Source organism: Microbacterium sp. MRS-1 (assembly GCF_000585455.1).
GTDB lineage: Bacteria > Actinomycetota > Actinomycetes > Actinomycetales > Microbacteriaceae > Microbacterium > Microbacterium laevaniformans.
Genome location: NZ_JAUF01000067.1, coordinates 1 through 9,198, shown reverse-complemented (window position 1 = coordinate 9,198; position 9,198 = coordinate 1). Strand labels below are relative to the sequence as shown.

At 64.8% G+C, this 9,198-nt stretch carries 10 protein-coding genes and 1 tRNA gene; 6 read left to right on the top strand and 5 right to left on the bottom strand.

Annotation, left to right across the window (positions count from 1 at the left end; all coding sequences use genetic code 11):
• Positions 1-281: 281 nt before the first annotated feature.
• On the top strand, positions 282-1,508 hold the full coding sequence (locus AS96_RS11440) for a hypothetical protein (protein WP_036289830.1): 1,227 nt from the start codon (positions 282-284) through the stop codon (positions 1,506-1,508).
• 18 nt (positions 1,509-1,526) lie between these two features.
• On the opposite strand, the gene AS96_RS11435 is transcribed toward AS96_RS11440, so the two are convergent.
• Entirely contained in the window at positions 1,527-2,303 is a 777-nt protein-coding gene (locus AS96_RS11435) for a hypothetical protein (protein WP_036289828.1), read from the bottom strand.
• A 116-nt stretch (positions 2,304-2,419) separates the two neighbouring features.
• Between AS96_RS11435 and AS96_RS11430 the strand changes: the two genes are divergently transcribed.
• The 3 genes from AS96_RS11430 to AS96_RS11420 all read left to right on the top strand — a co-directional run bounded on the left by AS96_RS11430 (position 2,420) and on the right by AS96_RS11420 (position 4,079).
• Positions 2,420-2,614 carry a hypothetical protein gene (locus AS96_RS11430; protein ID WP_036289826.1) on the top strand — a complete coding sequence of 65 codons (195 nt, stop codon included), beginning with the start codon at positions 2,420-2,422 and terminating at the stop codon, positions 2,612-2,614.
• Positions 2,615-2,851: 237 nt separating this feature from the next.
• Positions 2,852-3,385: a CDP-alcohol phosphatidyltransferase family protein gene (locus AS96_RS11425; protein WP_036289825.1), complete on the top strand. Its 534-nt coding sequence runs from the start codon at positions 2,852-2,854 to the stop codon at positions 3,383-3,385.
• The gene (locus tag AS96_RS11420) at positions 3,369-4,079 is read left to right on the top strand and encodes a hypothetical protein (protein WP_155947566.1); all 711 of its coding nucleotides are present in this window, start codon (positions 3,369-3,371) and stop codon (positions 4,077-4,079) included. The genes AS96_RS11425 and AS96_RS11420 overlap by 17 nt, the downstream gene beginning before the upstream one ends.
• Before the next feature lie 515 nt (positions 4,080-4,594).
• Here the strand turns inward: AS96_RS11420 and AS96_RS11410 are convergent.
• The 3 genes from AS96_RS11410 to AS96_RS11400 all read right to left on the bottom strand — a co-directional run bounded on the left by AS96_RS11410 (position 4,595) and on the right by AS96_RS11400 (position 6,856).
• A complete protein-coding gene (locus AS96_RS11410) occupies positions 4,595-5,053 on the bottom strand; it encodes a helix-turn-helix domain-containing protein (RefSeq protein ID WP_155947565.1) in 459 nt (152 codons plus the stop codon).
• A 352-nt stretch (positions 5,054-5,405) separates the two neighbouring features.
• Complete coding sequence (locus tag AS96_RS11405; protein ID WP_036289820.1) at positions 5,406-6,002, bottom strand: hypothetical protein; 597 nt, start codon at positions 6,000-6,002, stop codon at positions 5,406-5,408.
• Positions 6,003-6,016: 14 nt separating this feature from the next.
• A complete protein-coding gene (locus AS96_RS11400; RefSeq protein WP_036289819.1) occupies positions 6,017-6,856 on the bottom strand; it encodes an inositol monophosphatase family protein in 840 nt (279 codons plus the stop codon).
• 115 nt (positions 6,857-6,971) lie between these two features.
• Here AS96_RS11400 and AS96_RS11395 point away from each other — a divergent pair.
• Positions 6,972-7,047 (top strand) — tRNA-Lys (locus tag AS96_RS11395).
• 66 nt (positions 7,048-7,113) lie between these two features.
• On the opposite strand, the gene AS96_RS15070 is transcribed toward AS96_RS11395, so the two are convergent.
• On the bottom strand, positions 7,114-8,445 hold the full coding sequence (locus AS96_RS15070; protein WP_081768051.1) for a tyrosine-type recombinase/integrase: 1,332 nt from the start codon (positions 8,443-8,445) through the stop codon (positions 7,114-7,116).
• A 136-nt stretch (positions 8,446-8,581) separates the two neighbouring features.
• Here AS96_RS15070 and AS96_RS11385 point away from each other — a divergent pair, with 136 nt between their 5' ends.
• A complete protein-coding gene (locus AS96_RS11385) occupies positions 8,582-9,130 on the top strand; it encodes a GIY-YIG nuclease family protein (protein ID WP_051498854.1) in 549 nt (182 codons plus the stop codon).
• Positions 9,131-9,198 lie beyond the last annotated feature (68 nt).

Sequence of the window (9,198 nt, the reverse complement as noted above, 5' to 3'; positions counted from 1 at the left end):
TTCATACGCAGCCGGGCTCTGCCTCTCCGCAGCCTTGCAATGGATTTAGCAACACGGCCTAGGGGTGTAGCTGTCTGAACCGGCCCCTGTTCATGCCGCGTCGTTCCGGGCCTGCTCGAACTCGGTGAGAGGTCGTCAGGGAGGTTCGCTCCGGGGGTCAAAGCTGCAACCCGCCGCAGCACGTAGTCTCTTGCTGACTTGGCTCTCGTTTCGGAATGTGAGCGGGGCTGGCGCTCACCCAAGACCGGGCCGCAACTGGGCTCAGATAGAAGGCTGTCGTCGTGGAACGGTTCAATCCGCTGCGAGCTCAGCTTGAGGCGCACGAGAATACGCTCGGCGAACTGCGGGTGACGCAGGCGGCCTTGGCTGCGGACATGGCGTGGTACGACGAGTGTGATCCCGCCAAACTCACCGCACAACTTGCCGCCGAGCAGGAGAGCGTCGCCGCCTACGACGTGCAGCTTGAGGAGATCAAGACCACCCTGCGCGATGTGGGCAGGCGCGCCAAGGAGTTGATGCCGGCGACGCGCATGGGCTGGAATCCGGCGTACTGGATGTCGAGCGAACGCTCTGCCGCGAAGTCTGGCCTGGCAAAGCGAGTTGCAGAGATCCGACGGCTCCAGGCTGAACGCGATCGTGTCTCGGGAGAGCGAGAGATCGCCGCACAGCGTCTCAGCGATGTCGAGGCAGCGGTGGCCCGTTACGCAGGGTTCAACCGACCGAGTGCTGTCGGTGCACTCTCGCAAGCGGAGGCAGAGGTCTCGTCGCACAGCGCTTCGATCGAAGACCTGCGCATGCGTGCTGATGCGCTGGACGAAGAACTGGACGCTCCACGAACTCAGTTCGTAGCAATAGGCGAAGAAGTCGAGGAGCTCACACGCGACCTGGGCCGTGCTGAACGCCTCCTCCGCGAACTCAAACATGCTGACAACAGCTATGAGCGAGCGATGGTGCACCAAGAGTGCGAACGCCGGTTCGGGACAGGCAGTCCGGCGGCGGCAATTGGTCGTCTGCAGAAGGAGCTCGCTGCGAAGGAGCGTACGAGCGAGAAGCTGGAGCGTCGGCTTCATGACATCGCACGGCGCGGATCGCGGGAGATCCGCTCGCTGGTCATTGACGGGAGCAACCTCTGTTACGAAGGCGACAAGCTCGTCGGCCTCTTCGCGCTGAGGGAACTCTGCGCTCGGCTGCAGGACGAGTATGAACTCACGGTCATCTTCGATGCTTCGATCCGTGCGCGGCTGGGGCTGCCGAGCGATGATCGGCTTCGCGAGCAGCTCTCCGGCGTGACGGTGCACGTGACAGCCCCGGGCACCAGCGCTGATGAGACGATCCTTGACCTCGCTGATGATCCGATGACGTTCGTCGTCAGCAACGATCGGTTCGTCGATTTCCCGGAGAAGGGAGCGGTGCGTGATCGTCGAGTCATCCGCCACGAGATCGTGGGAGGCAGAGTCTTGGTGCGCGATTTGAAGGTCGATGTCGAGTTCAGCAACCGCACGTCATAGGCGGTGGTTACGCAGTGGTCATTCGAGGATCGTCCCACCGCGTCGATCCCAGACCATTGCCCAGAACTGCTGGCTCCAGTTTGTTGCGTGGCCATCGAGGTAGCGCGACTTACCTAGCGCGTCGCCGACGCGCTCCACCAGCTGGCGGAACTCCGCATCATCGGGCCGACTGGTCGCGACAATGCGGCCGAGGACGTAGGAGATGAGTCCGTGGAAGAGCGTGATGCGCGTCGCCTTTTGCGCGTCGTATGCGCGTGGCATGAGCTCAATGACCGTGCTCAACTCTTTGCTCCCATCGTCGTTCGACGGTAGCGGGACGTGATGCAGCCGGTACTGCCACTGCAGGAGAGGACTGCTGTAGTGTGCATAGGGCTGGATGGCGCTAGCGAACTCTCGCATGAAGTCCGACCAGTGCTCGTTCCAGAGGCCCGTTCCATACTGGGGCCAGACGTTGGCCTGCAACCAAGCTCGCAGCTTTCCGGGTGTTAGTTCATCGGCCTCCCACTTATGCAGGGTTGCCTCGGCGTCGGGGTGCCCGCAGATGCCGAGTTCGATGATGCTCATTGCCTCGACGCACTGCCTGGTCAGGGCGAGGGCGTTAGCGTGCATCCCGGCACGGTTCGCCTGATTCGCGAGCAGAAGGCCATCGAGAAGGAACCAGTGCGCGAGCGTCGGGAGAGCTTGGACTTGTGGTGCCATCGCGTTGGCCGACACCGCTTCGGAGACCCTGCTCATGATCTCCGTTGTGGCTGCCTCGGTGAGACGGAACCACTCAGGCTCGGAACGTGGTGGCATGCCATCAGCGTACGGAGTGTGTGGGACGAATCATCCACTGAAGGTGTGCCGGCGTCGGCGACGAACGAGTACGCACAGCCTGGGATCATCTGCGCCCGCCCCGCCCCCGGGCGTAGGTGTGGCAGAACGACCGGTCCGCACTGGTCGTCTCACGTCGTTGGGCCGCCGAAGAACAGCTCTTCGCGCTCGCCAAGTCCGAGCACGAAGCCGACCGCGAACAGAGCTGCACCTATGTCAAGCTCTTCGCCGCAAGCACCGACGAGCGCATCCGGCGCCTCGGCAGGCGACTCGAGCGCGACCTCGCAGCGTAGCTCCGGTGCCTTCCGTCGTCTTCCGAGAGCAGGGAGTCGAGCATCATGGTCTCGATAGCGCCGTATGGCGTCGGTCACGTGGGCGGCGGGATGTTCATGGGAAACTCTCCTGAACGGCGCAACGACCCGGGAGGTCCATTCATGAGCATGTTGACGTTGCGGGTCGTCCCCATCGGCCCCATGTCCGATAGAGCTGTTCCGCGGATCGGGCCTCTTACGCGGGGGCTTCCGCTTGCAATGACGCTCGTGCGCGTTCCGATGGTGCTCGGCATCGTCCTGGCATACCTCGCCGGTGCGCCCTGGACGGCCGTTGGCTTGCTCGCGCTCTTCATCGTCGTTGACATCCTGGACGGAGACGTCGCGCGTGCTTTGAACGCGGAGACGTCTGTCAGGCGGCTTCTCGATGGCACGCTCGATCGGCTCAGCGTCCACGCGGTCTGTGCCGTGGTGAGCCTGAGTGTGGAGGGGATGTGGCCGCTATGGGTGTTCATGATCGTCCGAGACCTCGCTCAGGCAGGAATCGGCGGGCGGGTGCTGGCGCGAGCCAGGGTCGTCGCCGCCGGTGCCCCGTGGCACCGCTCATACACACTTTCCATCGCACTCTGGGGTGCGTTGGTCATGCTGACCGACACTGCAGTCTGGCCGTTGGCGATTCTCGTGGTCGCAACGGGCATCGCGACGCTTGCGGACTATACCGTTCAGACTCGCAAGATCAGTGCAGGCCACCGGGATGCGGGGGCCGGGGGGACTGCGTATGTCCATCGCCGTTGAGCAGCCGGACGATGAGAACCAACGACTCGCCGGGGGCGCGCCCGTCGACGCCCTGGGCACCATTGATTCGGTCGATGAGATAACGACCGCGGAGCAAGCCTTCGCGGTGGTCATCGCGACCGCATTGTCGCTCGGCACAGGGATTATCACACAGTTCTTCATCCCTGGTGTCGATCCTCACTGGCTTCCACTGCTCTGGCAGGTTCTGGGGATCGTCGGAGTCGTCTACGTCGGGTTCGGATGGGACGCGACCCGACGGTTCCTCGCGCGCCACCTGACCATCTTTGAGCGCCAGACGCCCCCGCTGCTGCTCACCCGGCTGCAGACAGCGGCGCTGTTCATCGCGTCCGTGCAGTGCGTGATCATCCTCGGCTATTTCACGACGTTCACGGGAGGGACGTTCCATAGCCCCTACTCGCAGTCGCTGATCGCAATGGCGCTCCTATCACCGCAGATCGCAAAGACGAAGAACACCGTCGTAATGATGGGGCTCGTCGTGTTCGCCGCTTTCGCGGCCTTCGGAGACTGGACAGGCACCTCGCCAACTGCAGACCTCAGCATCCCCGCGTGGTTGTACTTTGTCATGCCTTTTATCGCGGCGATCATCGCTTTGCTGAACCCGCTCGGAGGGAAGCCCCGCCAAGCCCCCTTGGTCTGGAAGGGTTTCTCATGGTCGTCGTGGGGACGTCACTGAGCAGCGAGGAACTTGCAGGAATGTGAAGAGCCCCGCGCCCGTGACCAAGCGGTCAACGGGGCGCGGGGCTGGGTGAGGTTAGGACGTGTGACGATCACGCGCTTGCTTCCACGTCGAATACTCTGCTGCAGTCACGGTCGCCAGTAGGTGGATCAGGACGGCGATCCAACAGACCACGCTTATCCAGATAGCCTGGAATAGTTCGTGGATGCTCGGCTGCCCTTGGACGATCATCATGACCAGCCCGAAGGCGAACATGAGTGCGACCAGGCCCATACACCAGGCGATTCCGCGTAGCTGGAACCGTGGACGGAAGGACTTTCTCATCCTCTACCCCTCTCGTGCCTGATTCCGCAGGCAACACGGGGCCGACGTTACGACGACCGCGAACGGCTGGTGTTCAGCCCAGCGCGGTGGCCATAACGTGACACAAGTCGGAGGTCACACCGCAAGGGACTTCTCCGCGTCTTGCTGCGTGAGACTATGAGGCTTCTGCCACGCCCTGTCAAGCGCGGTCACGCGAGGCGGGCTGAGTACGTACGACGCTCCACTCCGGCGTCATCGAGTGTCCGTGCGACCACGCGCTCGGTCACACCGATCAGCGTGGCGATGCGTCGCACCGACATCCCCGCCTGCGCAGCCTTTAGCGCGCGCTCACGATCCTCATCGCTCAGAACGACCAGCCGCACTGTGCGCGTGGGCACGCCTGCGCGGTGTAGGTGCTCGGAGACCGTCGTGCGGTGGATGCCGAAACGGCGTCCGAGCTCGTAGACCGTGGCGCCTTGCTTGTATGCCTCGATGAGCGCCGCGGTCTCCGCTTCCGACAGCCGCTTGACGCGCTCCTGGAGAGTTTTCCCGTTTCGATTCCCCGTAGGTGTCTGGCGTGGTTGCTGACACCGGCGAGCGTCCTCGATCAGCGTCAGGGCCGTGTTTCCGCCACCCCTGAGATTCGAATAAGTTCCCAGCATTTCCACGACGTCACTGTCACCGGCGAAGGCCCCGGCATCAGATCATGGATGCCGGGGCCTTCGCCGTCTGCGGGTGTCAGTCCGCCGTGCGCTTCGTGCGACGGCGCGCGAGCAGGATGCCTCCGGCCAGCACCAGTGCCGCGCCGATGCCGGAATCCAAGGTCGAGAGGGAGATGTCGCCCGCCTTCGCCCGCACCGATCAGGTAGGAGGGGAAGGGGCGGCGATCACCCAGACTGCGGGCCGTGCGCGGCGCGCGCGGCAATGGGGCGTGAATCGCGACTGACGTCGGCTGATGGGTCTCGTGAGCGTCGGTTGTGGACGCGCTGAGAAGGGTGGTCCCGAGGAGCGGTCGGCGCGTCAGCCGGCGGTGACCGGCATGAGCAGCAAGTTCTGCTTCGTGTCCGATACAGCGACCCAGCCGTCGCCGAACTGGTACGTCATGCCGTATCCCTTGTCATCCACGGTGATCACGCGCGACGGGTCCTGCGTGATGTAGAAGCCCGAATCGGCCGGCTCACGGCGCCAGCCCTCCTTCTCGAGCTGTGCGGCCACCGTCTCGGCGTCGGCGGTGCTGACGGGTGCCCAGCCGAACTCGATGAGGTTGCCCGATGCGACCGAGTAATTCGCCCAGGTGCAGATCAGTCCGCCGTCGATCGGTGCGCTCGGCGGCTGGGTTTCGAACGTGAAGGGCGTCTGCTTGGCTGTCCATCCCTTGCTCTTGAACTCGGCGAGGGTGTCGGAGACGATCATGCTGTCGCAGGTCACGGCGCCGCCCGTCGTCGGCGAGGTGTCCGGCGTCGGTCCGGGCAGCGCCTCGGTCGGCGTGGGTGATACGGCGTTGCCGGTGGGGGCCGGGCCGGCCGAGGGCGCGGCTGACGTGCAACCGCTCAGCAGAAGAGCCGTTGCGAGGGCGACGGTGGACAGCGCGAGGGGTGCGAAGCGTGCACGTGTCATCGGCGGGGGTCCGATCAGGAGATGGCGGGCGAAGCGCGGAGGAGGGAGAGGAAGTCGTGATGAAGACGTCCGTTGGTCGCGAGCGACGAGCGCGACGACAGCGAGTCGGCTCCGTCGATGTCGGTGAACCTTCCACCGGCTTCGTGGACGATCGGCACGAGGGCGGCGATGTCGTACTCCTTGACGCCGAACTCCGCCACGAACTCGAGTCGCCCCTCAGCGAGGAGCATGTACGGCCAGGTGTCGCCATAGCCGCGGTCGCGCCAGACTGCGCGGCTGAGGCGCAGCAGATCGTCGGCGCGGCCGACCTCGTCCCACTGCGCGATGGACTGGAAGCTCACGCTGGCATCGGCGACGGCGTCGACACCCGAGACGCCGAGGCGGCGCGTGCCGCCGTCGGCAGTGTTGGTCCAGGCGCCCTGACCGGATGCCGCCCACCAACGTCGCCCGAGGGCGGGTTGGCTGGCCACCCCGACACGGGGGACGCCGTCGACCGCGAGTGCGATGAGCGTCGTCCACATCGGGATGCCCTTGAGGTAGTTGGCCGTGCCGTCGATCGGGTCGATGATCCACTGCCGGGCCGCGTCGCCCGACGTACCGTACTCCTCGCCCAGGATGCCGTCGCCGGCCCGCTCGGTCGACAGCAGCTCGCGGAGCACACGCTCGGTGGCGAGATCGGCCTCCGTGACGTGGGAGGCGTCGGCCTTCACCTGGACGTCGAGATCGGCGGCATCGAAGCGCGCCATCGTCACGGCATCCGCCGCATCGGCAAGACGCAACGCGAGCCGGAGATCGTCGGTCAGGTCGCCGTCGAAGGGCGTGCTCCAGGCGGACGTGGTGGCGGGGGAGGTCACACCCTCAAGGATAGGGGTCACTCGGGGCCTCGATTCGCGGTGAGACGTTCGGGATGGTAACGTTGTCCCTCGGTTCGCCAGTGATCTTCTCGAGAGATTCAGCGGCCGACGGAACGCACCTCTAGCTCAATCGGCAGAGCAACTGACTCTTAATCAGTGGGTTCTGGGTTCGAGTCCCAGGGGGTGCACCAAAAAACCGCCTCTCACCAGGGATTCCTTGATGAGAGGCGGTTCTGGTTTTCGGCCCGATTCCAGAGCTATTCCAGAGAATCGCTTGCGAAAGCTGCTTCATCGGCGTCCAAGTCGCCGTACAGAGCCTCCCAATCCGCTTCGGTCTGAGGACCGCGATGCTCGACGAAAATGCCGTCGAGAAGCGCTGACGGGTCCACGACGGGCACAGGGCGGTCGGCGTACGAGCGGAACAGCGTGACCGCCGTCGAGTGACCGAGCAGCGCCGAAGCCAACTCGGCCTTGCCATCGTCCACGAGCGCCTGTGCGACCGTGCGTCGGTAGGTATGCGGCGTGACCTCGGCCTTCTCGTACACCGTGCCCTTGATGAGATTCCGCCAGGCAGTCCGCAGATTCGACGCTGAGACCATCTGCGGAGGGAGGAGCGTGCCCGCCGCGGCGGTTCCCTTCCGCCCGCTCACCCGACGGGCTTCGAACAACCAGTCGTCGCCGGACTTACCGTTCAGTAGCGGTGCGAGGTGCTCGCGGTAGAACGCCTCCGAGACCTTCACCTTCCGGCGCCCGGTCGGACCGCTCTTGATGTGCTCCTGGCGACGCAGATTACCGTCGCTCCCAACTTGAGTACCCGTGATGCTGACAAGTGTTGTGATGTCCGGCTCGCCGCTGACCGTGACAAGGTTCACGTCGCGCTCGATGTGCTTTGCCTGAAGAGCGAGCACCTCGCCGATGCGGGCGCCGGTCCGCAACATCAGCTCTGTGACCGTGTAGATGGGCGTGGATGCGCGTGGACGGGACTGGCCCGCGCGGAACATCTCACGCAGCTCCTGCACTTCTGCAACGGTCAGCCGTCGCATCACCTTGTCGCTGTCGGCGGCTCGCTGCGGCACCACGTCCTTTGTCGCGGGTGAGGTCGTTATGAGGCCAAGACCGACCGCACGCGAGAATGCGCCACGAAGGAGCGCGTAGGCGCTACGGACGGCGCCGGGGGAGAGCGACGAGAGGTGGTCGAACAGTTCGCCTGGAGTCACCTCGGTGACAGGGCGCTCATGTAGCGGTGCGAGGGAAGTGGCGAGCACCGTCCGGTACGTGGCCCGGCTTGACTCCCTCAGCGTTCTCCACTCCAACCAGGACTCTGCCATCTCCTTGACGGTCGGCGGCTCGGCTCGATTTACCCCGAGCAGTGCGTTCGCATGAGCACGGAACCGCGCAATCGCCTCGGCCTTCCCCGCTTCGCCGCGGAGAGTGGAGCTGCCCTCTACCGGGGTTGGTTTTGCGTCATCTTCGCTCAGGCGCGTGCTGGCCCACGCGCGCCACATCGCGGGCTTAGTTTTCGTCTTGCTGAGCCACCGCACGGAAGGTTCGGGGATAACTCCTATTTCCAGCTTCGCGCGCGGTGACATGAACCCAGTATCTCATTCCAGAGATTGCGCTCGTCAGAGCGCAGCGCGCAGGCGTGCCACGGTGACGACACGTTCGAGACTCTGCCTCTGGTGGCTCTGACTCCGCACTGACCGTTGACATCAGTACGCTGACGACATGCCTGACACCTCGCTCACCGCGGAGCGCATCCTGATTCCTTCTGCACTGGTCGCCGCCGCCGATGTTCGGACCGCGCCCGCCTCGCCCGGAATCTACGGCTGGTGGTTCCGTCGAGGCGCACTCGACGTGCCGGGCGCGGCGTACCGGGAGCGTGAGGGTCACCAGCTCCTCTACGTCGGCATCAGCCCCAGCCGCGCTGCATCAGCGGGGACGCTCCGTAAGCGCCTTGTGCAGCACGTCTACGGAAACGCCTCACAGTCCACACTCCGGCGCACGCTCGGCGTGCTACTTGCCGAGCCGCTAGAGCTGACGCTCGCCCTTCACAATGGCCGCGCGCACTACGGCACCGACGGCGAAGCCCGCATCACACGCTGGATGCAGGAGAACGCGCGCGTCGCATGGGCGGTTGACCCTGAGCCGTGGGTCGTCGAGCACGAGTTGCTCGCATCTGCCGTGCTCGCGCTGAACATCGACGGTCGCAGTGATGACTTCGTGCGCAGCATCTCGTCACGCCGCAGCGCGGCTCTAGCGGCAGCGAAAGGCTAGAGCTGCACTAGGCCGTGTTGCTAAATCCATTGCAAGGCTGCGGAGAGGCAGAGCCCGGCTGCGTATGA

Bases quoted from the DNA above. Each gene is read 5' to 3' on its own strand.
- AS96_RS11435 (WP_036289828.1), bottom strand. From the start codon at position 2,303: ATGCCACCACGTTCCGAGCCTGAGTGGTTCCGTCTCACCGAGGCAGCC.
- AS96_RS11425 (WP_036289825.1), top strand. From the start codon at position 2,852: ATGACGCTCGTGCGCGTTCCGATGGTGCTCGGCATCGTCCTGGCATAC.
- AS96_RS11420 (WP_155947566.1), top strand. From the start codon at position 3,369: ATGTCCATCGCCGTTGAGCAGCCGGACGATGAGAACCAACGACTCGCC.
- AS96_RS11405 (WP_036289820.1), bottom strand. From the start codon at position 6,002: ATGACACGTGCACGCTTCGCACCCCTCGCGCTGTCCACCGTCGCCCTC.
- AS96_RS15070 (WP_081768051.1), bottom strand. From the start codon at position 8,445: ATGTCACCGCGCGCGAAGCTGGAAATAGGAGTTATCCCCGAACCTTCC.
- AS96_RS11385 (WP_051498854.1), top strand. From the start codon at position 8,582: ATGCCTGACACCTCGCTCACCGCGGAGCGCATCCTGATTCCTTCTGCA.